Source organism: Nocardiopsis synnemataformans (assembly GCF_965343085.1).
In the GTDB taxonomy this organism is placed as follows: Bacteria; Actinomycetota; Actinomycetes; order Streptosporangiales; family Streptosporangiaceae; genus Nocardiopsis; species Nocardiopsis alborubida.
On record NZ_CBDRFA010000054.1, the window covers coordinates 33,642 to 58,107 of the forward strand.

21 protein-coding genes are annotated in these 24,466 nt (G+C 73.3%); 5 read left to right on the top strand and 16 right to left on the bottom strand.

What is annotated here, in order from left to right; all coding sequences use genetic code 11:
• Positions 1-39: 39 nt before the first annotated feature.
• Both ACSIH6_RS26605 and ACSIH6_RS26610 read right to left on the bottom strand, forming a co-directional pair.
• Positions 40-669 (bottom strand): class I SAM-dependent methyltransferase, encoded by a 630-nt coding sequence (locus tag ACSIH6_RS26605; RefSeq protein ID WP_435111081.1) that lies wholly within the window; start codon positions 667-669, stop codon positions 40-42.
• A 121-nt stretch (positions 670-790) separates the two neighbouring features.
• Positions 791-1,612 carry a TetR/AcrR family transcriptional regulator gene (locus ACSIH6_RS26610; protein WP_435111082.1) on the bottom strand — a complete coding sequence of 274 codons (822 nt, stop codon included), beginning with the start codon at positions 1,610-1,612 and terminating at the stop codon, positions 791-793.
• A gap of 100 nt (positions 1,613-1,712) precedes the next feature.
• Here ACSIH6_RS26610 and ACSIH6_RS26615 point away from each other — a divergent pair, with 100 nt between their 5' ends.
• From ACSIH6_RS26615 to ACSIH6_RS26630, 4 genes are all read left to right on the top strand, one after another.
• Positions 1,713-2,705, top strand: a complete 993-nt coding sequence (locus ACSIH6_RS26615; RefSeq protein WP_435111100.1) for an ATP-binding cassette domain-containing protein — start codon at positions 1,713-1,715, stop codon at positions 2,703-2,705.
• Positions 2,702-3,577: an ABC transporter permease gene (locus tag ACSIH6_RS26620; protein WP_435111083.1), complete on the top strand. Its 876-nt coding sequence runs from the start codon at positions 2,702-2,704 to the stop codon at positions 3,575-3,577. The genes ACSIH6_RS26615 and ACSIH6_RS26620 overlap by 4 nt, the downstream gene beginning before the upstream one ends.
• Before the next feature lie 242 nt (positions 3,578-3,819).
• On the top strand, positions 3,820-4,548 hold the full coding sequence (locus tag ACSIH6_RS26625; protein WP_435111084.1) for a DUF2306 domain-containing protein: 729 nt from the start codon (positions 3,820-3,822) through the stop codon (positions 4,546-4,548).
• A gap of 363 nt (positions 4,549-4,911) precedes the next feature.
• Positions 4,912-5,772, top strand: coding sequence for a (2Fe-2S)-binding protein (locus ACSIH6_RS26630; protein WP_435111085.1), 861 nt, complete (start codon positions 4,912-4,914; stop codon positions 5,770-5,772).
• Positions 5,773-5,805: 33 nt separating this feature from the next.
• Here the strand turns inward: ACSIH6_RS26630 and ACSIH6_RS26635 are convergent, their stop codons facing one another.
• The 4 genes from ACSIH6_RS26635 to panD all read right to left on the bottom strand — a co-directional run bounded on the left by ACSIH6_RS26635 (position 5,806) and on the right by panD (position 9,557).
• Positions 5,806-6,927, bottom strand: a complete 1,122-nt coding sequence (locus ACSIH6_RS26635) for a DUF4352 domain-containing protein (protein WP_435111086.1) — start codon at positions 6,925-6,927, stop codon at positions 5,806-5,808.
• A 263-nt stretch (positions 6,928-7,190) separates the two neighbouring features.
• Complete coding sequence (locus tag ACSIH6_RS26640) at positions 7,191-8,489, bottom strand: MFS transporter (protein ID WP_435111087.1); 1,299 nt, start codon at positions 8,487-8,489, stop codon at positions 7,191-7,193.
• A gap of 95 nt (positions 8,490-8,584) precedes the next feature.
• The gene (locus ACSIH6_RS26645; protein ID WP_017564856.1) at positions 8,585-8,842 is read right to left on the bottom strand and encodes a hypothetical protein; all 258 of its coding nucleotides are present in this window, start codon (positions 8,840-8,842) and stop codon (positions 8,585-8,587) included.
• A gap of 310 nt (positions 8,843-9,152) precedes the next feature.
• Positions 9,153-9,557, bottom strand: a complete 405-nt coding sequence (gene panD, locus ACSIH6_RS26650; protein WP_061082506.1) for an aspartate 1-decarboxylase — start codon at positions 9,555-9,557, stop codon at positions 9,153-9,155.
• A 372-nt stretch (positions 9,558-9,929) separates the two neighbouring features.
• Here panD and ACSIH6_RS26655 point away from each other — a divergent pair, with 372 nt between their 5' ends.
• Complete coding sequence (locus tag ACSIH6_RS26655) at positions 9,930-10,994, top strand: LacI family DNA-binding transcriptional regulator (RefSeq protein WP_435111088.1); 1,065 nt, start codon at positions 9,930-9,932, stop codon at positions 10,992-10,994.
• A 136-nt stretch (positions 10,995-11,130) separates the two neighbouring features.
• Here ACSIH6_RS26655 and ACSIH6_RS26660 read toward each other — a convergent pair whose 3' ends face one another.
• The 10 genes from ACSIH6_RS26660 to ACSIH6_RS26705 all read right to left on the bottom strand — a co-directional run bounded on the left by ACSIH6_RS26660 (position 11,131) and on the right by ACSIH6_RS26705 (position 23,601).
• Positions 11,131-13,983, bottom strand: a complete 2,853-nt coding sequence (locus ACSIH6_RS26660) for a DEAD/DEAH box helicase (protein ID WP_435111089.1) — start codon at positions 13,981-13,983, stop codon at positions 11,131-11,133.
• Positions 13,984-13,995: 12 nt separating this feature from the next.
• Positions 13,996-14,892, bottom strand: coding sequence for a diacylglycerol/lipid kinase family protein (locus tag ACSIH6_RS26665; protein WP_435111090.1), 897 nt, complete (start codon positions 14,890-14,892; stop codon positions 13,996-13,998).
• A gap of 310 nt (positions 14,893-15,202) precedes the next feature.
• Positions 15,203-15,508, bottom strand: a complete 306-nt coding sequence (gene tatA, locus ACSIH6_RS26670) for a Sec-independent protein translocase subunit TatA (RefSeq protein WP_435111091.1) — start codon at positions 15,506-15,508, stop codon at positions 15,203-15,205.
• 117 nt (positions 15,509-15,625) lie between these two features.
• A complete protein-coding gene (locus tag ACSIH6_RS26675; RefSeq protein ID WP_435111092.1) occupies positions 15,626-16,315 on the bottom strand; it encodes a response regulator in 690 nt (229 codons plus the stop codon).
• On the bottom strand, positions 16,312-18,810 hold the full coding sequence (locus ACSIH6_RS26680; protein WP_435111093.1) for a sensor histidine kinase: 2,499 nt from the start codon (positions 18,808-18,810) through the stop codon (positions 16,312-16,314). The genes ACSIH6_RS26675 and ACSIH6_RS26680 overlap by 4 nt, the downstream gene beginning before the upstream one ends.
• Positions 18,810-19,421 carry a potassium-transporting ATPase subunit KdpC gene (gene kdpC / locus ACSIH6_RS26685; RefSeq protein ID WP_435111094.1) on the bottom strand — a complete coding sequence of 204 codons (612 nt, stop codon included), beginning with the start codon at positions 19,419-19,421 and terminating at the stop codon, positions 18,810-18,812. Before kdpC ends, ACSIH6_RS26680 begins: the two co-directional genes overlap by 1 nt.
• 28 nt (positions 19,422-19,449) lie before the next feature.
• Positions 19,450-21,657: a potassium-transporting ATPase subunit KdpB gene (gene kdpB, locus ACSIH6_RS26690; RefSeq protein ID WP_435111095.1), complete on the bottom strand. Its 2,208-nt coding sequence runs from the start codon at positions 21,655-21,657 to the stop codon at positions 19,450-19,452.
• Positions 21,654-23,324, bottom strand: a complete 1,671-nt coding sequence (gene kdpA, locus ACSIH6_RS26695; protein WP_435111096.1) for a potassium-transporting ATPase subunit KdpA — start codon at positions 23,322-23,324, stop codon at positions 21,654-21,656. The genes kdpB and kdpA overlap by 4 nt, the downstream gene beginning before the upstream one ends.
• Entirely contained in the window at positions 23,324-23,413 is a 90-nt protein-coding gene (locus ACSIH6_RS26700) for a potassium-transporting ATPase subunit F (protein WP_435111097.1), read from the bottom strand. The genes kdpA and ACSIH6_RS26700 overlap by 1 nt, the downstream gene beginning before the upstream one ends.
• On the bottom strand, positions 23,410-23,601 hold the full coding sequence (locus ACSIH6_RS26705) for a hypothetical protein (protein ID WP_435111098.1): 192 nt from the start codon (positions 23,599-23,601) through the stop codon (positions 23,410-23,412). Before ACSIH6_RS26705 ends, ACSIH6_RS26700 begins: the two co-directional genes overlap by 4 nt.
• Positions 23,602-24,466: the final 865 nt, after the last annotated feature.

Below are 24,466 nucleotides of genomic sequence, written 5' to 3' on the forward strand. Positions count from 1 at the left end.
GCTTCGCGCTGCCCGCGCCCAGCGGCCACGTGCACCGCACTAGGGGAGGCGGGCCAGCACGTGGGCGTCGAGGAAGCCCCGCTCGGAGGCCGGGTCGTGGAGCAGCCGGGCGAACGTGACGAGCCCGGCCCCGGTCAGCAGCTCGACGAACCGGTCCACCGGCCAGCTGTAGGCGGGCGCCACCTTGTGGTCGAAGCGGACCGGCTCCGGTCCGTCGGTCGCGAAGAACGAGGCCAGGAGCAGGCCCCCCGGTGCCAGGACGCGCGCCTGCTCGGCGAGCAGCGCGGGCAGCTCCCCGGGCGGGGTGTGGATCATCGAGTAGTGGGCCAGCACGCCGCCGAGCGCACCGTCCCCGACCGGCAGGACCTCCATCCGTGCCTCGTCGAACCGCAGCGCCGGATGGGCCCGCCGGGCGTGCCCGACCATGGCCGGGGAGAGGTCGAGCCCGAAGGCGTCCAGCCCCAGGTCGCACAGCATAGCCGTCAGATGTCCGGGCCCGCACCCGACATCGGCCGCCCGCGGGTTCCCCGTCCCGCGCACCAGCTCGGCGAAGGCGCCGATCATGTTCCGCGAGAACGGCTGCGTCTCCAACCGGTCGGCGAACATCGAGGCGTACAGCTCGACGACCCCGTCGTAGGCCGCCCTGGTCTCGTCCTGGTGCTCCGTCATGGGAGAGGAAGCTAGCACCCGCGCGCGTTCGCCGCCTCTGCTGCCCCGCTACTCCCTCGCTACTCCCCCGCGCCCGAGGACCGCTCGGCTGGGGGCGGCCAGGACGAGGGGGACGCCGACGCTACTCCCCCGCACCCGGGGACCCCTCCCGCTCCCCCGCGGCGCGCTGGCGCTCCACGTACACCTCGATGCCGTCCAGGACTCGGCGGATGGAGAAGTCCAGGTCCTCCGCGGGCCCGCCCGCGCCCTCCTGCGCGGCGTCCGAGAGCTCCTCCATGACCCCCTCCCGGAGCAGCCGGTCGATGGTGGGGAACCCCTCCTCGGTGACGACCCTGCGCAGTCCCCTGCTGTAGTCGCGCCCGGTGTCGGCCATCGTGCCGCCCGCCGCCTGGACCGCGCGGCTCATGTCCAGCTCGATGCGGATCGTCTCGCGCAGGATGGCGGACAGCATCGTCAGCATCTGGAGCGACCAGCCGAGGTCCAGGCCGGACCGGGAGATCTCGCGCAGCCCCGACTCCATCCAGCGCAGCCCGTTGGGTCCGCTGGGCGGCCCGTTCAGGGAGAGGTAGACCGCCCACGGGTGGCGGCGGTACATCGCGATCAACCTGCGGGCCCACTCCTCCACACCGGCCCGCCAGTCCCCGTCCTCGCGCGGCTCGGGCGGGTCCCCCTCCATGGCCGCGTCGCTCATGAGGACGAGCATGTCCTCCTTGCTGTCCACGTACCGGTACAGCGACATCGTGGTGTAGCCCAGCTCCTTGGCCACCCGCTGCATGGAGACGGCCTCCAGGCCCTCCGCGTCGGCGATGGCGACCGCCGCCACCACCACCGCCTCCCGGCTGAGCCTGGGCTTGGGGCCCCTCCTCGGTTCGGGCTGGCGCAGCCCCCACAGGAGCTCGACCTCCCGCTCCATCCGGTTCGTCCCCCGCTGCTCGGCCGTCATACCCCACCCGTCGTCGGCTGCGTCGTTGACACCATCCTAGATCTGTGTATTACTTACACTAATACATGTACGGCATAAACAGTTTATGGAGCACACTGACATGTCCCACATGACCCCGGCCATCAGCGCCGAGGGGTTGCGCAAGGACTACGGCGCCACCCGCGCCCTGGACGGCCTCGACCTGACCGTCGGAGCCGGGACCGTCTTCGGCCTGCTCGGCCCCAACGGCGCCGGTAAGACCACCGCCGTCCGCGTCCTGGCCACCCTGCTGCGCCCCGATTCCGGGCACGCCCGCGTCGCCGGGTACGACGTGCTCACCCAGGCCGACCGCGTGCGCGCCGAGATCGGCCTGACCGGCCAGTACGCCTCGGTCGACGAACTCCTCACCGGCCGCGAGAACCTCGTCATGTTCGGCCGCCTGTACGGCCTCACCCCCCGGGGCGCCGACGAGCGCGCCCGTGCCCTGCTGGAGCGCTTCGACCTCGTCGAGGCCGCCGACCGCCGCGCCGACGGCTACTCCGGCGGGATGCGCCGCCGCCTGGACCTGGCCGTCAGCCTCATCCAGGAGCCCAGCGTCCTGTTCCTGGACGAACCCACCACCGGACTGGACCCCCGCAGCCGCCTCCAGGTCTGGGAGTCGGTGCGCGCCCTGACCGCCTCCGGAACGACCGTGCTGCTCACCACGCAGTACCTGGAGGAGGCCGACCAACTCGCCGACGCCGTCGCCGTCATCGACCACGGCCGCGTCATCGCCGAGGGCACCCCCGACTCCCTCAAGTCGCAGGTGGGCGGTGACCGCCTCGACGTGGTCGTGCGCGACCCCGCAGACCTGGACGCCACCGCGCGCCTCCTGGGCGCGGCCGTGTCCGCCCGGGCCAGCGTGCACCGCGACGAGCAGCGCGTCAGCGTTCCGGCCGAGGACCGCATGGAGGCGCTGACCCGGGCCGTGCGCGCCCTGGACGGCTCCGGCCTGCGGGTGGAGGACGTCGGCGTCCGCCGCCCGAGCCTGGACGAGGTCTTCCTCGGCCTGACCGGAACGACCGCCACCGGCCACGAAGACGCCCACCGCGCCCCGCAGGAGGTGTCCCGATGACCGCCGCCGCCACCGCTCCCTCAGCGGGTCCGCGCCCGCTGACCCACGGGAGTCTGCCGCCCCGCCAGCTCACCCGGGCCCAGCGCCTGCGCAAGGCCGGCGCCGACACCCTGGTGCTGACCCGCCGCAACTTCCGGCACATGGTCCGCGACCCCTTCGAACCGGTCATCGCGATCACCATGCCGGTGATGGTGGTGCTCCTGTTCGGCTACGTGTTCGGCGACGTGATGGCGCCCCCGGGCACGGAGAACTACCGCGAGTTCCTGGTCCCGGCGATGCTGGCGATGGTCATGCTCTACGGCGTCGGCGGCACCGCCTCCGGGATCGCCCGCGACACCGCCCGCGACGTGATGAGCCGCTTCCGGTCCATGCCCATGTCCCCCGCGGCCCTGCTCGGCGCCCGCGCCCTGACGGACATGGCGCGCGCCTGCCTGGAGGTGGCCCTGCTGCTCCTCGTCGGGTTCGCGATGGGCTGGCGCGCCGAGGACGGGGTCCTCGGAGCCCTGGCCGCCGTCGGCGTGCTGCTGCTCTTCCGGCTGGCCCTGGTGTGGCTCGGGGTGCTGTTGGGTCTGGTGCTGCCCACGGCCGACTCCGTGAGCATGGTCGTCTACCCGCTGACGTTCCCGCTCAGCATGCTCTCGACGAGCTTCGTGCCGTCCGAGGCCATGCCCTCCTGGCTGGCCCCCGTCGCCGAGTGGAACCCGCTGTCGGCGGTGGTCACCGCTACCCGCGACCTGTTCGGCAACCCGTCCCTGCCCTCGGACGCCTGGCCCGCGGAGAACGCGCTGTTCGTGGCCGTGGCCCTGCCGGTGGCCGTCATGCTCCTGGTCACCCCGCTGGCCGTGCGCCGCTTCCGACGGCTCAGCCGCTGACCCGGGCGCTCTGACCCCGCCCGACTGACCCGGACGCGCTGGCCCCGCTCCACCGGTCCGGTGCCCGCGGTCCGGGCGGCTCCCACGGAGGCGGAGCCGCCCGGACGCCCAACAGAACACGCGGCCCAGCCGTGCCACGCCGGACGGCCCAAGTCCGGCCGCCCGTCTCCCCTCACCCGCGATCCCGGCCCCCGCACCGCGGTTCCATCCCCGCACCCGTCGCTTCCAGAGGAAGGACCGATATGACCGCGACCGCCGCCGCCCCTCCGGAGCGGCCCGCCCAGCGCTCCGCCCCCCACTGGTGGCAGCGCCCCTGGATCCTGCCCCTGGCCCTGTTCAGCGCGACCTTCCTGGCCTACGCCCTCCCGCCCTACCTCGGCCTGGACCCGGCCCAGGCGCGCGTGACCGTCCCGGAGGGCGTCGCCTGGTACTACCCGCTGCTGGTCATCCACATCTTCGGCGGCTCCCTGCTGACACTGCTGGTGATCCTCCAGGTGTGGCCGTGGCTGCGCGCCCGCCGCCCGGCCGTCCACCGCTGGAGCGGCCGCGTCTACGTCCTGGCCGGAATCCCGCTCGTGGGCGTCCCTGGCCTGCTCATCGCCCCGTTCAGCCACTTCGGCACCAGCGTCCAGATCAGCAACGTCATCTGGGCGCTCCTGTGGCTGTCCTTCACCGTCATCGGGTACCGGATGGCGCGTCGGCGCCGCTTCGCCCTCCACCGCGAGTGGATGCTGCGCAGCTTCGCCCTCATCTACGGCATCGCGTTCAGCCGGGTGCTCACCGTCGTGCTGGTCATGGCGAGCCTGCCCCGGCTGGAGAGCGAGTACGGCGGCGACGCCGAGGCGCTGGGGCTGGCCATCGCCCCGACCAACGCCTTCCTGTCCTGGATCGTGCCGCTGTTGCTGGTGGAGTGGTGGCTCAAGTACCGCCGCCCGCGCGGACGGCGTTCGCGGACCGCGGCCACCGCCTGAATCCCTCAGGGGTCCTCCCCGCGGCGCGACCGCGGAGAGGGCCCCTTCCGCACGCCTGTGTGGGACTGGAGGGACGCAGGAGCCTCGCTCTGCCATCCCTTCCGACACTTGCGCCACACCGCACACGCAGCGGAAACGGCGCCGGTGACGCACGCCACGCCCGCCGCCACTCGGAGAAAAACGCTCGTACCTGCATCTTCTGCCCGCGATGCGGTTAGGGGATGTTCGGATGATCATTGCGGTACACGAGTTCGTTAGGGTAGCCTCACTTAAGAGGCGCAGATGCACTCGTTCCCCGAAGGTCACTGCACCCACACGACCCCCGGACATGACGGCATCGTGCGACGAAGGGCAGGTTACGCGGTGGCTCCAGATCCGCTCGACGCGTTGCGCGACGCCTGTGCGCCGCTGAAGTTCGCGCCCCTGCCCGAACTGCTCTCCTTCGAGGAGCTCTCCACCGTTCCCCGCGGCCGTGTGCACTGGCACCAGGCGGGCGCCATGGCCGCGGACGGCTGGCTGCCGGTCCTGTACGACCGGCTCCGCAGCGAGCACGGCCCCGGACACCGCCTCCCCGCCGCCACCAACTTCCTGCGGGTGACCCTGCGCGAGCCCATCTTCCTGGTCTCGGCCTCGCTGTACCTGACCGGGCGCGCCCCGCTGCTGAGTCCGGACACCCTCTACCTGCCCTGGGACTCCGGCCTGGCGCGCTTCGGCACACCCGCCTCGGTCGGCACCCGGACGGCCGTCCTCCCGGACGACCCCGCCGTCGGCCACCCCGGCACCGTGGTCGCCGAGGACGAGGACGCCCAGCTGCGGATGGCGGCCGAGGCCCTGTTCGCCACGTTCGAGCCGATCATCGACGCCCTGCACGGGCACACGCGCTCGGGCAAGCGCACCCTGTGGGGCTGGGTGCTCGACACCCTGCACTTCTACATGCTCAACCCGGCCCGCTACCTGGGCCGCGACCCCGAGCAGGCCTGGGGTCTGGCCACACGCCTGGGCGACGCGGTGGTCGCGGCGGGCGCGGTGACCCGCAGGCGTCCGCGCCTGTTCCCCTTCGCTCCCGACCACCCGCGCGGGACCTGGGCGGTGCGGGGCACCTGCTGCTTCGACTACAAGGGCGACCCGGAGCACGGGTACTGCACCACGTGCCCGCTCAAGTGCGACGGCGAGCGCCAGCAGGACCTGTCGGAGTGGCTGCGCGACCCGGCGCTGGCCCCCTGAGCCGTCTTCCAAGCCTTCCCGCGGCGCCGCCGGTCAGCTGACCGGCACCTCCACCGGTTCGCCGAAGAAGGGGGAGAAGACCACGGTCTCGGGCTCCACGTCCCCCTCCACCGTGATCACCCCCGAGACGCTCTGCCCGGGGGCGAGCGTGCGCGCACCGATCTCGTCGGCGTCCATGCCGACGGCCTCGGAGGTGCTGTGCTGGTCGCCCTGGGCATCCACGACCTGGAAGTAGAGCGGGTTGACCTCGATGTCCTCCTGGCCGGTGTTCGTCACCGACACGTCCACGCTCGTGTACGCGCCCTCGGTGTAGAGCGGTCCGGGGTCGAAGTCGGCGGGGGCGGCGGTGAGCTCGACCCGGGGCCCGGCCGCCTCGCCGCCCTCCTGCCGGGACTCGGTCTCCTCCACCGGGGTCGGCCTGTGTGCCGCCGCGAACAGGACGACGGTCGTGCACCCGGCGATGACGAACATCAGCAGCAGGAGAACGCCGCAGCTGAGACCGATGATCTTGCCCCACGGGGTGGGTCTGGTCTCCGGCGGCCCGTAGCCGCCCTGGGGCGGGTAGCCCTGGCCCGCTCCGGACTCCGGCCCGTAACCGTAGGCCTGTCCGTAACCGCCAGTCTGTCCGTAACCACCGGTCTGCCCCGGCGCGTACCCCGGCCCCTGGCCCGAGGGGTAGCCGCCCGCCGCGGCGTAGCCCGGGCCCTGGCCGGAGCTGAAGTTGTCCGGCGGCCCTCCGGGCGGCTGTCCGCCCGCGCCGGTCGCGGGCCCGTCCGACTCCCCGTATCCGGGGGCGTATCCCGCGTGCTCGTATCCGGCCTGGCCGGGGCCGCTGGGGCCCTCGGAGAGCTCACCGGTCACCGGTTCGGGGGGCGCGCCCGTCGGGTGTCCGCCCGGGGGGACGTCTGCGGGGGCGCGTCCCCCGGCCGGGGGCTCCCCGTAGGCGTGTGCTCCAGTGGAGGGAGGGCTCTCGTGGCGGCCGTGCGGGAGCTGGCCTTCCCCGGGTCGCGTCTCCTGGTGGGGGAAGCGGTGCGGCGGCTCCCCCGGCGGCTGCGGCCCGCCCTCGATCGGATCACCGGGGTCACCGGGGCGCCACTCCTCCGGCGGACGGTGGTTCACCGGGTCCGGGCGCTGTCCCGACTGCTCCTGCGACACACCCTCGGACTCCCGATCGGACACTGAGAACACCCCTCATGTCAGCGTGGTCCGCCCACCGGAAACCGCCGTTGGGCGCTTCACGCCTGCACGGTAACCGCGGGGGCGGGATCGAGCGCGGAGATCACGGGGTGTTTTCGGTAAAGGCCCGGGCAAATGACACAGGGCGAAGGCCACAGAACACGGTCACCGCGCCCTCCGTGCCGGACGGCCGGGGTTCCCGTTCCCAGGACCCCACTCCCCGGCAACAGACCCGTCAGCGGTCAGCGCGCTCCCGCGGCCCGCTCCCGCCGGTCTCCCCGGGCCAGCCGCGCTCGCACGGCGAGCACGAACACCGGCACGGTGAACACGGCCGCGAACAGGTTGAGGCCGCCGAAGCCCGCCTGGGCCAGCACCACACCCGACAGGGCGCCCGCCGCCGCGCCGCCCAGGTTCATCACCAGGTCGCTCACGCCCTGCACGCGGGGGCGCACATCCGCCGCCAGGGACTCCGCCAGCAGGGCCGTCCCGGACACCAGCCCGAACGACCACCCCAGACCCAGCAGCACCAGTCCGACCGTCACCCTGGCCTCGTCGTGTCCGGCCGTGCCCGCCACCACCGCGGCGGCGACCAAAATGACCTGTCCGGTCAACAGCACGGACACCCGGCCGAACCGGTCGGTGAGCCACCCCACCACCGGGGACAGGGCGTACATACCGGCGATGTGCAGGGAGATGGTCAGGCCGATCACGGTCAGCGCCGCGCCGTGGTGGGACATGTGCACCGGGGTCATGGTCATGACCGCGACCATCACCGTGTGGCTGGCCACGATGCCGACCACCGCGAGCAGCGCTCCCGGGCTGGCCGCGATCACCCGCAGCGCCCCGGCCACGGACAGCCGGGCGCCGGAGGGGGTCGCGCCGGAGGGCCGGTCCGCGGTGGCCGCGCGCAGCGGGTCCGGGCGCAGCAGGGCGAGGATCAGCAGCCCGCCCAGGACGAATCCGGTGGTGGTGAACAACACCGGGCCCAGAAGGTCGGGCAGGCCGAACAGGGCGGCCACGCGCGCGCCGGGGCCGGTGAGGTTGGGGCCCACCACCGAGCCGACGGTGGTCGCCCAGACCACGATCGACAGGTCCCGGCCGCGGCTGCGCTCGGAGGCCAGGTCGGCGGCGGCGTGGCGCGCCTGGAGGTTGGTGGCGGTCCCGGAGCCGACCAGGACCATGCCCACGAGGAACAGCGCGAACGCCTCCAGCACCGTGGCGGCGATGACGACGGTGCCGCCGAGCGCGCCGAGCACCCAGCCCAGCGCGAGGCCGGGGCGGCGGCCGCGCCGGGCGGCCAGCGAGGCCAGTGGCAGGGCGAACACGGCGGCGCCCAGGGTGATCATGGTGGTGGCCATACCGGACCAGGTGTCGGAGCCGGTGAGTTCGAGGGCGATGAGCGCGCCCACCGCGATCATCGCGCCCATGCCCACGCCCCCGACCACCTGGGCGAGCATGAGGACCAGGACGGTGCGCCGCTGGAGCCGGGCCCGTTCCGGCTCGGTGAGGGCCTGCCCCGGCTGAGCGGTGTGTATCGACACGCGTCCGTCCTCTGTTCAGTCCTACCAACGGAGGAATCCTAGTCAGAAGCGTGCTATGTCCGCCATGTCGTAATACCCACCCTTACGGACGTCGCTCAACCGCGTCCGTAGCGCCACCGCAGGAAGTCGTGCTCGCGCTCGACGTAGCGCATCTCCGAGTACAGGGTGTGCGGGTCGCGCGCGCTGATGACGACGCCGCCCGCGGGGACCACCGGCCAGCACGCGAACGCCCAGAAACAGCGGGTGTAGGGACCCCACAGGACCACCCACGCACCCTGCTTCTGCCACTCGATGTGTTCGGCGATCCGGCGCTGTTCCTGCTCCCCAGTCCTGTCCATGCCGATGGTGGACATACCCGGCATGGGGACGGGTGATCAGGCCGGAACCGGCCACGTCACCGGTGACCTGCGACCCTTGCCGAACACGGGATTCGGACTCCCGCTCCGGAGGTTTCGGCCGCGCGGGAGCGGGTCCGGGCGCCACGGAAGCGCCGCACCGGTGCCCCGCAGACGGCGCCCCGACACCGCGGGAGCGCGTCCCGCCTGCGAGGACACCGGTCCCCGTACGACGACGGTGCCCACGGCGACGCGGGGGGCGTCGGCGCGGGCACCGCGGGGAGTCCGGTGGCCGGGGCCCGACGGACCCGGGTTCGGAGAACCGGGTTCAGCGTCCGGAGACCAGCGTGCTCCCCGGCACCGGCTCGGCCGGGTCCTCTCCCAGGGAGATGATCCTGTTGTCGCGGTCCACGTGCACGATGTGCTGGACGTGCTCGGCCCGCTCGGCCTCGGTGAGCTGGGCGTAGGAGATGATGATGACCAGGTCACCGGGGCTGACCAGCCGGGCGGCGGCGCCGTTGATGCCGATGACGCCGGTACCGCGTTCGCCGGTGATCGCGTAGGTGACCAGCCGGGCGCCGTTGTCGATGTCGACGATGTGGACCTGCTCGCCGTCGACGATGTCGGCGGCGTCCATCAGGTCGGCGTCGATCGTGACCGACCCGACGTAGTGCAGGTCGGCCTGCGTGACCGTGGCGCGGTGGATCTTGCCGTTGATGAGGGTGCGCAGCACTGCTCAAGCCTCGTTTCAGGTGTCTTGCGAACTACAGGCCCAAGGGTCCCGTGTCCATCCATGATGGCCCCCTTCGGGTGCCGCTCCGGCCACCGGGGTCCACCATCGCGTCCAACAGCACCCGCCACCGGGGTGTTCCGCGTGTGGCGTCCGACACCCGGGCGCGCTCTCCGCCCGCGCGGCGCCGCCGACCGTCCCGCCACGGCCGGGGACGCGGCTGTCGCGTTCCCCGCTCACCGACCGGGGCCGCTGGGGCACAATGGGACCGCGCGTGCCCGGACCTCCCTGAGCCCCCGGGCGGTCGCCCCGCGCAGCGCCCCCTCCTCGTGCGGGGGACGCCGCGGACGGTGTCGGGACGAGGGGGTAGTAGCGGTGTCCGTGGACCACAACGGCGATCGGCGGGTCACGGCGGACCCGGTGCGCCGGGCCACCATGCGCGATGTCGCGGCCCTGTCCGGGGTGAGCGTCAAGACGGTCTCGCGCGTGGTCAACGACGTCTCCACCGTCTCCGAGGAACTGCGCGACCGCGTCATGCGGGCCGTCGCGCAACTGGACTTCCGGCCGAACCTGGCCGCCTCCAGCCTGCGCCGCACCGACGGCGCCACCCGCCAGATCGCCCTGCTGCTGGAGAACGTGGCCAATCCCTTCTCCGCCACGCTGAGCCGGGCGGTGGAGAACGTGGCCCGCGAGCACGGCACCCTGGTCTTCGCCGGGAGTCTGGACGAGGACCCCCGGCGCGAACTGGAGCTGGTGCGGGCGGCCACCCTGCACCGGGTGGACGGAATCCTGCTGGTCCCGGCCGCGCCCGACCACGGCTACCTGCACCGCGAGATCCGCACCGGCACCCCGGTGGTGTTCGCCGACCGCCCGCCGCGCGGTCTGGACGCCGACGCGGTCATGGCCGCCAACACCGAGGGAGCCCGCGAGGCGGTGCTGCACCTGGCCGACCACGGACACGCCGAGATCGCCTTCCTCGGCCACGAGCGCGGCATCAGCACCGCGGACGAGCGCCTGACCGGCTACCGGGCGGCACTGGCCGAGCGGGACCTGCCCGAGCGCCCCGGACACGTGGTGTGCGGTCTGACCGGCCCCGCCGGAGCGGCACGGGCGGCCGGCGCGCTGCTGGACTCCGCGCACCCGCCCACGGCGCTGTTCACCGCCCAGAACCTGGTGACCATCGGCGCCATCCAGGCCCTCCAGGAACGCGGCCTGCACGAGCGCGTCGCGGTGGTGGGCTTCGACGACTTCCCCATGGCCGACCTGCTCACGCCCCGGGTGACCGTGATCGCCCAGGACGTGATGCGGATCGGCGCCCTGGCGGTGCGGCGGCTCTTCGCGCGCATCGCGGGCGACGACGGCCCGCCCCGCGAGGAGCGGGTGCCCACCGCGCTCGTCGTGCGCGGCTCCGGGGAGATCCCCCCGCCGGGCCCGCGTTAACTGCCCTCCCGGGGCCCGCCCCTCCGCCGTGATCTTGTGCTCATAGCGAGGTTGGACGGTCGAGACGCGCTATAAGTACAAGATCATCGCAGGTCAGAACCCTTGCGTCACACCGGCAACGGTTCCGGCCTGTCCACTAGGTGAACGAGGAGTAGGCCACCACCCCGCGCCGCACCAGGTCACCGGCCTTGCGCGCGGTGGAGCGCACCTCGGCGTCGCCGCTGGCCCCGGCGATCTGGCTGAGCATGTCCACCAGCATCTTGGCGGTGCGCACGAAGTCCCCGGCGGGCATGTCGGCCTGGCGCAGGATGGCGTCCAGCCGGTCGCCGCCCGCCCACCGGTGCGCCGTCCACACGAAGCCCAGATCGGGCTGGCGCAGGAACGACACCCGGTGCCGGGACTCGACCTCCCCCAGCTCGCCCCACAGGCGCACCATCTCCGTGAGCGTCTCCTCGATCCGCCCGCCGGGCAGGCGCGGGTAGGCGTCGTCGCCCCGGCGCGCCTCGTAGACCAGCGAGGCGGCGCAGGCCGCCAGCTCGACCGGGGTCAGGCCCTTCCACAGGCCGCGGCGCAGGCACTCGGCCACGAGCAGGTCCAGCTCGGAGTAGACCTTGGCCAGCCGCGCCCCGTCGTCGGAGACGCTGTCGCCCTCCAGGTACCCCAGGTCCTCCAGCACCCCGCACACGCGGTCGAAGGTGCGGGAGATGACGTGCGAGCGCCCCTCCACCCGGCGGCGCAGGCTGTCGGTCTCCCGGCGCAGGCGGAAGTAGCGCTCGGCCCAGCGCGCGTGGTCCTCGCGGTCGGCGCACCCGTGGCAGGGATGCTGGCGCATCTCCCCGCGCAGGCGCAGCACCTCGGAGTCCTCCCCCGCCTCGCGCGAGCCCCGCTCGTAGACGGGGTCGGTGCCGCGCTCCTTGAGCTTGTTGCGCAGCGTGGAGGCCAGGTCCTGGCGCGAGCGCGGCGACTTGGCCGAGAACGACTTGGGCACGCGGATGCGCCCGGAGGGGTGCACCGGCACGGTGAAGTCGCTGGCGTTGACCCGCTTGACCTGCTTGTCCACGGTGAGCACCAGGGGCGCGGGCAGGTCGTGGCGCAGACCCGGGTCCAGCACGACCGCGTGCCCGGAGTAGCGGCCCGAGGGGATGCGGATGATGTCGCCGGTGCGCAGTTTCTCCAGGCTCTCCAGAGCCTCGTCGCGGCGTCGGACCGAGCGGTTCTTGGAGAGCATGGACTCGCGGTCGCTCAGGGCGCGGCGCAGCGCGGCGTACTCCATGAAGTCACCCAGGTGGCACTCGGCCGCCTGGGCGTAGCCCTCCAGGGCCTCCTCGCTCTTGCGCAGCTGCTTGACCAGGCCCACGACGGCGCGGTCGGCCTGGAACTGGGCGAAGGACGCCTCCAGCATGTTGCGGCTGCGCTGGCGGCCGACCTGGCCGACCAGGTTCACCGCCATGTTGTAGGAGGGCTGGAAGCTGGAGTTGAGGGGGTAGGTGCGGGTGCCCGCGAGGCTGGCCACCGACTCGGGGTCGGTCCCGGCCTGCCACACGACCACCGCGTGGCCCTCCACGTCGATGCCGCGCCGCCCGGCGCGTCCGGTGAGCTGCGTGTACTCGCCGGGGGTGAGCTGGGCGTGGGTCTCGCCGTTCCACTTGTCGAGCTTCTCGATGACCACCGTGCGCGCGGGCATGTTGATGCCCAGGGCCAGGGTCTCGGTGGCGAACACCGCGCGGATGAGGCCGCGCGAGAACAGGTGCTCGACGATCTCCTTGAACGTGGGCAGCATCCCGGCGTGGTGGGAGGAGATGCCCGCCTCCAGGGCGCGCAGCCACTGCTCGAAGCCGAGCACCGCCAGGTCCGCGGGCGGGATGTCGGCGCACCGCGTCTCGGCGTACTCGCGGATCTCGTCGGCCTCCTCCGGGGTGGTGAGCACCAGCCCGGCCGCCAGGCACTGGCGGACGGCGTCGTCGCACCCCGCCCGGCTGAAGACGAAGGTGATCGCGGGCAGCAGGCCGCCGTCGTCGAGCTCCTCGATGATGGTGGGCCGCGAGGGCGGCGCGAACCGGGAGCGGGGCCGCACGCTGCCGCGGGCCCGCGACTGCGGGTGACGGCGCCGGTTGGCCAGCTGGGTGACGCGCGAGTCCTCCTCGGCGAAACGGGTCAACCGGGGGTTGATCCGCAGTCTCTGCCCGCCGACCTCGATCTCGCGGGGCTGCCAGCCCTGGCGACGGCGCTCGCGCCTGCGCTTCTTGGCGCGCCCGCCGGAGCCCTCCTGCCCGTCCCGGTCCTCCGGGTCGGAGGCGGGGTCCTCCTCCATGTCCACGAACAGGTCGTGGACGCGGTTGCCGACCATGACGTGCTGCCACAGCGGCACGGGCCGCTTCTCGTCGACGATGACGGTGGTGTCGCCGCGCACCTGCTGGAGCCACTCGCCGAACTCCTCGGCGTTGCTGACGGTGGCCGAGAGGGCGACCATGCGCACCGACTCGGGCAGGTGGATGATCACCTCCTCCCAGACCGCGCCGCGGAAGCGGTCGGCGAGGTAGTGCACCTCGTCCATCACCACGTAGGCCAGTCCGCCGAGGGTGGCCGAGCCCTCGTAGAGCATGTTGCGCAGCACCTCGGTGGTCATGACGACCACGGGCGCCTCGCCGTTGACGCTGTTGTCACCGGTCAGCAGTCCGACCTGGTCGGCGCCGTAGCGCTTGACGAGGTCGTTGTACTTCTGGTTGGACAGCGCCTTGATGGGCGTGGTGTAGAAGCACTTGGTGCCCTCGCTCAGGGCCAGGTGCACGGCGAACTCGCCGACCACGGTCTTGCCGGAGCCGGTGGGCGCGGCCACCAGCACCCCGTGGCCTCTCTCCAGGGCCTTGCAGGACCGGATCTGGAACGGGTCGAACTCGAACCCGTAGAGGCCCTGGAAGGCCTCGATGGCGGCGCTGGAGGACTCCTGGCGCCGACGGAAGGCGGCGTACCGCTCAGCGTGACTACTCATATGGCCTCCAGCCTATGAGGTCAGCTCCAACATCTCGACCGCTTTGGGCGCCACCTCGCAGACCAGGGGCGGCTCCCCGGTGCGTTCGCCGTCGGCGTAGGCGGTACCCGCCGCGCCGCGGATGGTGACGGTGCGCCCGCGCTCGACCACCACCTCGTCGAGGCCGGTGTGGCTGCCGTTGAAGACGCGGGGGAACACGCGCAGGAAGCGGCCGATCGGGGCCTGGCGGACGAAGACCACGTCGAGGAGGCCGTCGTCGGGGACGGCGTCGGGGCACACGCGCATGCCGCCGCCGTAGGCGCTGGTGTTGCCGACCGCGACGAGCATCCCGGGCTCGGCGATGCGGCGCCCGTCCACCTCGATGTCGTAGTCGATGGGGCGGAAGGAGCGCAGCTCGGCCAGGAGCCCGGCCATGTACCCGGCGCGGCCGACGCGGTAGCGGAACCCGTTGACGCGCTCGTTGACCCGGGCGTCGAAGCCGCAGGCCAGGACGCTGAGGAAGTAGCGCTGCGTGCCGTCTGCCAGGGTCAGGCGCACGGCGTCGGCCGGGCGGGTGCGCCCCCGCAGGACCGCCTCGGCCACGTCCCGGGCCGACCCGCGGGGGCGGCCGAAGGCGCGGGCGATGTCGTTGCCGGTCCCGGTGGGGACCACGGCCAGGGGAACCCCTGTGCCCACCACCGCCTGCAGGGCCTGGTGGACGAGCCCGTCCCCGCCCACGGCCACGAGCGCGTCGGGCCGGTCGGAGGCGGCCAGGCGTGCCATGCGGCGGCTGTCGGCGGCCGAGCGGCCGGTGTAGACGTGCACGCGGGCCCCGGCATCGCGCAGCGCCTCCTTGAGGCGTACCGCGACGACGGCCGCGCGGCGCCGCCCGGAGTTCGGGTTGACCAGGAGGGCGATGTGTGGGGGCATGGGAGTCCTAGCGGGAACGGGGGCGCGGGACGCGCCGGGGCGCCCCGTGCCCGGTGCGCTCGTCTCCCGCTGGCCACGGGGGCGGGAGCGGAGCGCGACGGTGTGGCTGCGGGCTCCCTGCCCGGACGGTGGGCCCGGCCGGGGTACCCGATGGGTCACACTACCTACCCTCGCCCCGCCACCGCACCAGTCGGCCACCAGGTTTGTGACGGCCTCGGTTCCCGGCCCGGGGTCACGCGCCGACGCACCCGCCGGAGGTTCCGGCCTCCGGCCGTGCGGGACCGTGCGCGGCCGGGCCCGCGGGGCGGCCTCAGTTCCCGGCGGTATGGGGCTGCGCGGTGCCGTACTCGCCGGGGCTCATGATCCTGCCCTCCAACGTCGGCTGCGCGACCGGCTGCTCGGGCTGGGCCTGCGGCTGGGGCCGCGCGGCGGCCCGCTGCGGCTCGGCGGGTTGGGGCCGCGCGCCGTCGGCGTCGCCGTGCATGCCCTTGGTCTCGGCCTTGAGGATGCGGGCGCTGCGCCCCAGGGAGCGCGCCAGGTCCGGGAGCCTCTTGGCTCCGAACAGCAGTAGCGCGATGACCAGGAGGATCAGGATCTCACGTGCCCCGAAACCCATCGTTCTCACTTCCTTCTTCCGCGGCGTGCCCCGTGGCACGGCCTCCTCGGCTCGGGCGCCCGGTCCCCCGGGTCCGCGGCCGCTCAACACAACGATGAACCACGCGGGCGGTGTCCGTCATCCGGGGGGCTGGAAACGGTACCCCATACCGGGCTCGGTGATGAGGAACCGCGGCGCCTTGGGCTCGGGTTCGAGCTTCTTGCGCAGCTGGGAGACGTACAGGCGCAGGTAACCGGTGTCGGTGACGTGCTCGGACCCCCACACGTCCGCCAGCAGCCTCTGGCGTGTGACGAGCTTGCCCGCGTGGCGCATGAGGATCTCCAGGATGCGCCACTCGGTGGGGGTCAGCCGGACGCTCTCCAGCCCCGACCCGCCCTCGCGGGTCACGGTCCTGGCCGACAGGTCCACGGTCAGCTCCCCCAGCCTGACGAGCGGTTCGGCGTCGCCGCCCGCGCCCCGGCGGGTCAGGGCCCGCACCCGCGCCAGGAACTCGTCGATGGCGAAGGGCTTGGTGACGTAGTCGTCGGCGCCCGCGTCGAGCGCCTGGACCTTGTCGACGGAGTCGGTGCGCCCGGAGACGACGAGGATCGGGGCGCTGGTCCAGCCGCGCAGGCCCTCGATGACCTCCACCCCGTCCAGGTGCGGCATGCCCAGGTCGATCACGTACAGGTCCGGGCGCTGGTCGACGGCGGTGTTGAGGGCGTCCGCGCCGTTGGTGGCGACCACGATGTCGTAGCCGCGGGCGCGCAGGGTCACCCTGAGCGCGCGCAGGATCTGCGGGTCGTCGTCGGCGACGAGGATCTTCACGCGTCCTCCCCCGGGTCAGGGCGCTCGGTCAGGGGCAGGGAGATGACCATGGTCAGCCCGCCGCCGGGGGTGTCCTCGGCCGTGAGCCGTCCGCCCATCCCCTCCACGAACCCCCGGGACAGCGCCAGCCCCAGGCCCAGCCCCGTGGTGTTGTCGGTGTCGCCCAGTCGCTGGAAGGGGACGAAGAGCTGGTCGAGGCGGTCCGGGGAGACACCCGGTCCGTGGTCGATCACGCGGATCTGGGCGGCGGCGCCGAAGGCGCTGGTGGCCACGCGGGCCCCGCGCTCCGGAGGGGAGAAGCGCACGGCGTTGGCGAGGAGGTTGACGATGGCCCGCTGGAGCAGCCCGGCGTCGGCGCGCACGGCGGGCAGGTCGGGGTCCAGTTCCAGGTCGACGTCGGCGGGGCCCAGGCCCAGCTCGTCCAGCGCGGGCAGGACCACATCGTCCACGTCGGTGTCGTGGATGGAGACCGCCAGCACCCCCGCCTGGAGTCTGCTGACGTCCAGAAGGTCGGTGACCAGGGCGGTGAGCGTGGCCAGGCTCTCCTCGGCCGTGGCGAGCAGTTCGTCGCGGTCGCCGGGCGACCAGTCCACCCCGGACAGGCGCAGACTGCTGACCGCGGTGGTCACGGCGGCCAGCGGACGGCGCAGGTCGTGGCTGACGGCGGAGAGCAGGGCACTCCTGACCTGGTCGTTCTCGGCGAGCGGGCCCACCTCGCTGGCGGTGGCGCGCAGGTCCTGGTGTTCGAGGGCCGCGTCGATCTGGGTGGCGATCACCTCCAGGAGCCGCCGCTCGGAGGCGCCGAGGTCGGCGCCGTGGAGTTCGAGGCTGGCGCGCCCGCCCACGGCCACGACCGTGGGCTCGGCGCCGGGAGGGGCCTCGCCCGCGGCGCTGAGGACCGCCCCGCCCGAGCGCAGCCGCACCGCGTCCAGGGCGAAGGCCTCCCGGGTGCGGTCGACCAGGGCCCTGAGGGCGTCCTGGCCCCGCAGGACGCTGCCCGCGACGGTGGCGAGCAGCTCGAACTCGGCCCCGGCCCGCTGGGCGGCGCGGGTACGGCGCGCGGCCTGGTCGACGACGTAGCTGACCAGGACCGCGTTGAGGGCGTACAGGACCAGGGCGCCCAGGTGGAGGGGGTGGTCGATCCTGATCTCCAGCAGCGGTTCGATGAACAGCAGGTCCAGCGTGACGGCGGACATCACGGCGGCGTAGAGCGCGGGCCAGATGCCGCCGACCAGGGCCACGACCACCACCAGCAGCTGGTAGGTCAGCACGTCCGCGACCAGCGACTCCGTGCTGCGGTGGGAGACCAGCAGCCAGGTCAGGAGCGGGCCCGCGGCGAGCGAGAGCGCGAACCCGGCCAGGCGGCGACGGAGGCTGAGCGCCCCGCCCAGGCGGGGCAGGGCGAGCCCCCTCGCGGCCGCGGCGTGGTTGACGATGTGCACGTCGATGGGGCCCGACTCGCGGATGACGGTCGCGCCGACCCCGGGTCCGGTGAGTGCGGTGAGGAGGCGGCCGCGGCGGCTGATGCCGATGACCAGCTGGGTGGCGTTGACCGCGCGGGCGAACTCCACCAGCGAGCGGGGGACGTCGTCGCCGACCACCTGGTGGAAGGTGCCCCCCAGCCGCTCGGTCAGGACGCGCTGGGCGGCGAGCGCCTCGGGGCGGGCGTCGCGCAGGCCCTCCTGGCCGCTGACGTGCAGGGCCAGGAGTTCGCCGCTGCCCGAGCGGGCGGCGATGCGCGCCCCCCGGCGCAGCAGCGTCTCCCCCTCGGGGCCGCCGGTGAGGGCGACCACGACGCGTTCGCGCGCCTCCCAGGTGCTGTCGATGCGGTGCTCGGCCCGGTAGTCCATCAGCGCGCTGTCGACCTCGTCGGCCAGCCAGAGCAGGGCCAGTTCGCGCAGCGCGGTGAGGTTGCCCAGGCGGAAGTAGTTCGACAGGGCGGCGTCGATGCGCTCGGCCGGGTAGACCTGGCCCGCCGCGAGCCGGTCGCGCAGGGCCTGGGGCGCGAGGTCGACCAGCTCGATCTGGTCGGCCGCGCGCAGCACCCGGTCCGGGACGGTCTCGCGCTGGGGCGCCCCGGTGATGCGCTGGACCACGTCGTTGAGGGACTCGATGTGCTGGATGTTGACGGTGGTGATGACGTCCACCCCCGCGGCGCACAGCCGCGCCACGTCCTCCCAGCGCTTGCCGTGGCGCGCGCCGGGGGCGTTGGTGTGGGCGAACTCGTCGACCAGGGCGACCTGCGGGCGCCGGGCCAGGACGGCGTCCAGGTCCATCTCCGTCAGGCCCACGCCCCGGTGCGAGACCGCCGTGCGAGGGAGGGTCTCCATCCCGTCGAGCAGGGCGGCGACCGCCTCGCGGCCGTGGGTCTCCACGATGGCGACCACCACGTCCCGGCCCTCGTCGCGCAGGCGCCTGCCCTCCTCCAGCATGGTGTGGGTCTTGCCCACACCTGGGGCCGCCCCGAGGAAGACCCGCAGCCGTCCCCGCCTCATCAGCTTCCCCACCGGTCGAGCGCGATGTTCAACTCCAGGACGTTGACCCTCTCCTCGCCGAGGAAGCCCAGGTCCCGGCCTTCGATACTACTCCGGACCAGGGCCCGCAGCTCCTCCTCGGGCAGGTCGCGCGCGACCGCCACCCGCGGCACCTGGAGCAGGGCGTACCCGGGGCTGATGTGGGGGTCCAGGCCCGAGGCGGAGGCGGTCAGGGCGTCGGCCGGGACGCGGTCGGGGTCCACGCCCTCGAAGGCGGCGACCGCCTCCCGGCGCTCCTCGACCGCAGCGACGAGGTCGGGGTTCTCCGGGCCCAGGTTGCTGCCGCCGGATGCCCCGGCATCGTGGCCGTCACCGGCGGCGGAGGGCCGGGACTGGAACCACTCGGGCAGGGGCCGGCCGTCGGTGCCGGTGAAGGACTGGCCGATCAGCGCGGACCCCACGACCGTCCCGTCCGGCGCCCGCAGGAGTGAGCCGTCGGCGCGGGCGGGCATGAGGGCCTGGGCCAGGAGCGTGACGGCCAGCGGATAGGCCAGGCCGAGCACGAGGGTGAGGACCAGCACCGCACGGAGGGCGGTGCCGAACTGGCGCAGGGTGGCGCGGGTGGAGCTCATGGTGGGTGTCGCCTCCTGTGGGAGCGCGTCAGAATCCGGGGAGGAGGCTGACGGCGCGGTCGATCAGTGCGATGCCGACGAAGGGGGCGACCACGCCGCCCAGGCCGTAGACGAGCAGGTTGCGGCTCAGGACACGGGACGCGCCCAGGGGCCGGTGGCGCACGCCGCGCAGGGCGAGCGGGATCAAGGCGACGATGACGAGCGCGTTGAACACGACCGCGGACATGATGGCCGAGGCCGGAGAGCCGAGCCCCATGACGTTGAGCGCCGCCAGGCCGGGGAAGGCGCCCGCGAACAGCGCGGGGATGACGGCGAAGTACTTGGCGACGTCGTTGGCGATGGAGAAGGTGGTCAGGGCGCCGCGGGTCATGAGCAGCTGCTTGCCGATCCGCACGACGTCGATGAGCTTGGTGGGGTCCGAGTCCAGGTCGACCATGTTCCCGGCCTCCTTGGCCGCGGAGGTGCCGGTGTTCATCGCCACGCCCACGTCCGCCTGGGCCAGGGCCGGGGCGTCGTTGGTGCCGTCGCCGGTCATCGCGACGAGGGCGCCGCCCTCCTGCTCGCGGCGGATGAGGGCGAGCTTGTCCTCGGGGGTGGCCTCGGCGAGGAAGTCGTCCACCCCGGCCTCGGCGGCGATCGCCCGGGCCGTCAGCGGGTTGTCGCCGGTGACCATGACGGTGCGGATGCCCATCGCCCTGAGTTCGGCGAACCGCTCGGCGATGCCCTCCTTGACCACGTCCTTGAGGTGGACCACGCCGAGGACGCGGGCTCCCGCCCCGGGTTCGCGCACGGCGACGGCCAGCGGGGTGCCCCCGCTCTGCGAGACGTCGGCGACCAGCGCCTCCAGGTCGGTGCGGACCACGGTGCCGACCGGGCCCTCCTCCCCGACCCACGCGGTGACCGCCGAGGCGGCCCCCTTGCGGATGCGGGTGCCGTCGGGCAGGTCGAGGCCGCTCATCCTCGTCTGGGCGGTGAAGGGCACGACCTCGCCCGGTGCCGTGGGGCCGACGTCGGCCCCCCGTGCGGCGGCCAGCTCCACGACGGAGGTGCCCTCGGGCGTGGGGTCGGCCAGGGAGGACAGGGCGGCGGCGCGGACCAGGTCCGCCTCGGGCACGTCCTCCAGGGGCAGGAACGCGCTCGCCCTGCGGTTGCCGTGGGTGATGGTGCCGGTCTTGTCGAGCAGCAGGGTGCTCACGTCCCCGGCGGCCTCCACGGCCCTGCCGGACACGGCCAGGACGTTGCGCCGCACGAGCCGGTCCATGCCGGCGATGCCGACGGCCGACAGCAGGGCGCCGATGGTGGTGGGAATGAGGCACACCAGGAGGGCGACCAGGACGGGCACGCTCACCGGGGCGCCGACGTGGGCGGCGATCGGGCTCAGCGTGAGCGCGACGACCACGAAGACGACCGACAGGCTGGCCAGCAGGATGTTGAGCGCGATCTCGTTGGGGGTCCGCTGGCGCGAGGCGCCCTCGACCAGGGAGATCATCCGGTCCACGAAGGTCTCCCCCGGCCTGGAGGTGACGCGCACCACGATCCGGTCCGAGAGCACCCGGGTGCCGCCGGTCACGGCGCTGCGGTCGCCGCCGGACTCCCGGACCACGGGGGCCGACTCGCCGGTGATCGCCGACTCGTCCACCGAGGCGATGCCCCAGACCACGTCGCCGTCGCCGGGGACGAGCTCACCGGCCGAGACCACCACGACGTCGCCGAGGGCCAGCTCGGAGGAGGCGACCGGGCGCGTCACGGCGTGCTCGGCGGAGGGGTCGGCCCCGGGGTCGTAGTCGCGGACCCGGTTGGCCGTGGTGCTGGTGCGCGTGCGGCGCAGGCTGTCGGCCTGGGCCTTTCCGCGCCCCTCGGCGACGGACTCGGCCACGTTCGCGAACAGGACGGTCAACCACAGCCAGACGGCGATGGCCCCGGTGAACCCGGCCGGGACCGGGGAGCCGCCGGAGGGCTCGGGGCCGCCGAGGAAGGGCGCGGCGACCGCCAGGACGGTGGTGAGCGCCGCTCCCGCCTCGACGACGAACATGACGGGGTTGTGGCGCATCGACCTGGGGTCGAGCTTGCGCAGCGCGCCGGGCAGGGCCGCGGCGAGCTGTCGGGCGCCGAAGGTCCTCCGGGTGTTCTTCGGGCCGGAACCGGAACCGGGACCGGAGCCAGGGCCGAAACCGGGGACTTCGCCGGTCGGCCGGTCGGTGTCGGGGGTGCGCGATGTCAGGGACACGGTGTTCACAGTCCTTCCGCCAGGGGGCCCAGCGCGAGAACGGGGAAGTAGGTCAGGGCGGTCACCAGGACGGTGACGCCCACGAGCAGGCCGACGAACTGCGGCCGGTGGGTGGGCAGGGTTCCCGGTGTGGCGGGCACCCTGTCCTGGGCGGCGAGGGAGCCCGCCAGGGCCAGGACGAACACGACGGGCACGAACCGGCCCAGCAGCATCGCCACACCCAGGGCGGTGGTGAACCAGGGGGTGTCGGCGGTCAGTCCCGCGAAGGCGGAGCCGTTGTTGTTGGAGGCCGACGTGAACGCGTACAGCACCTCCGAGAGCCCGTGCGGGCCGGGGTTGAGGATGGAGGTGGCCAGGACGTCGGCGCGGACGGCCGGGACGGCGAAGCTCAGCGCCGTGCCGACCAGCACCAGCGTCGGGGTGACCAGGATGTGGAGGCTGGCGAGCTTGATCTCCCGCGGCCCGAGCTTCTTGCCCAGGTACTCGGGGGTGCGCCCGACCAGCAGGCCGCCGACGAACACCGCCAGGACGGCCAGCACGAGCATCCCGTACAGGCCGGAGCCCACACCGCCCGGCGCGACCTCGCCGAGCATCATGTTGATCATGGGCATCATGCCGCCCAGCGCGGTGTAGGAGTCGAACATCGAGTTCACCGCACCGGTCGAGGTCAGCGTGCTCGCCGACCCGAACAGGGTGGAGGCGTACACGCCGAACCGCTGCTCCTTGCCCTCCCAGGCTCCCCCCGCCGCCTCGGGCGCCGTGCCCGCGCCGTGGGCCTCCAGGGCGGTGAGCGCGACGAGCGAGGCGGTGAACAGGACGGCCATGGCGGCGAGGACCGCGTAGCCCTGCCGGTGGCTGCCCACCATCCGCCCGAAGGCACGCGGCAGGGAGAAGGGGATCACCAGCATGAGCACGGTCTGGAACAGGCTGGTCCAGGGCGCCGGGTTCTCGAAGGGGTGCGCCGAGTTGGCGTTGAAGAAGCCGCCTCCGTTGGTGCCCAGGATCTTGATCCCCTCCTGGGAGGCGACCGGGCCGCCGGGGACGGTCTGGGTGGCGCCGGTGAGGGTGGTGGCCTCGGTGAAGCCGTTGAGGTTCTGCACCACGCCGCCCGCGACGAGCACCAGGGCGGCCAGCAGGGAGACGGGCAGCAGGACGCGCAGCGTGCCGCGGGTCAGGTCGACCCAGAAGTTGCCGATCGTGGCCGAGCGGCGGCGGGCGAAGCCGCGGACGAGGGCGACCGCGACGGCGATCCCCGTGCTCGCCGACACGAAGTTCTGGACGGCGAGCCCGGCGAACTGGACGGTGTAGCCCAGGGTCAGTTCCGGCGAGTAGGACTGCCAGTTGGTGTTGGTCACGAACGAGGCGGCCGTGTTGAAGGCCAGATCCTCGGGGACCGGCGGCAGGCCCAGCGCGTGGGGCAGGACGTGCTGGAGGCGCTGGAGCAGATAGAGCAGGACCAGACCCACGGCTGAGAAGGCGAGCACGGCGCGCAGGTAGGCGGGCCAGGACTGCTCGGAGCGGGGGTCCACGCCGACCAAGCGGTAGAACCCGCGTTCGATTCGCAGGTCCCGGGGCGAGGTGAAGACCCGGGCCGTGTAGTCGCCCACGGGGCGGTACAGAAGGGCCAGGATCAGGGCGAGGGTGGCGACGGGCAGGGCCGCGAGGAGCACCGGCATCAGAACCACTCCGGTCTGACGAGGGCGCACACGAGGTAGGCGATCGCGGCCACCGCGAGCGCGGCGGCCAGGAGGTCGAGGGCGATCACAGCTTCTCGACCCCCCTGCCGATCACGCCCACGAGCGCGAACACGACGAGGGCACCGAGGAGGTAGACGGCGTCGAACACGGCGGGACTCCAGGGAAGGCGCGGACGGGTGCCGTCCTCCAGAGCGGAGGACGCGGGCCCCGAAGGGCCCCGAACCCATGCAAGACCCCACGAAAGCGGACGGAGCACGTCCTAACGGATTCCATGCGGGCGGGGCGCGAACGCTAACGGAGTCCCTACGCCCCGCTCCCGCTGTGCCAGGCCGGTCCGGGGCCTTCCTCCCAGGCCCCGTGCGGCGATGACCCGCGCGGAAGCGGCCGCACGGAAGCAGCCGCGCGGGAGCAGCCGCGCGGGAGCAGCCGCGCGGGAGCAGCCGCGCGGGAGCAGCCGCGCGGGAGCAGTCACGCAGAAACAGCCGCGCGGAAGCGGACCCGCGGCACACCGGACCCGCCGGACCCGCCGACTGCTGTGGAAACGCCGCAGGACACCCTCGCCGGCTCCCACCTGCTGGGACGTCTGGAGTCCAAGTAACACCGGTGAGCTGCGCGCAGGTCCGCCCCGGTCTCCGCGGTCTCCTGTCGGCGACCGGGCGGGGGTGACCGGGTTTTCCACAGGTGGTGGTTGGAGGTGGCAACGGGTAGCGCCGTGATGGTTTCCTGGAAATAGGGGGGATCCCACCCACGTGCGTTTCGGCATGCCCTCAATCGACCGACAGCAGGAAAAGACCAAGGAATTGAGGGGCAGGGAGGGGCCGCCATCAGGCCTCTCCCCTACGCCATTCCCGCTGGGGGTCGTTGGCGGCAACGAAAGCGCACCCGCTGCCGCGAAAGGGCGCGGGAATGCGAGGAAACGGTCAGCGCCCGGTGGGGGTGAGGGTGCCCGACGACAAGCGGCACCAAAGGCGGGCGCGCCTGACGGAGGGCGACCAACGCCCGAGGTTCAGGGGTGGCCGGGCTCTGCTGCGTCGGCACCAACGGCAGGCAGGACCTCCAGCCTCGGACAACGCCCCCGGCCCCTGCGGCCAGGGGCGGGCAACGATGACACCGAAGGCGGA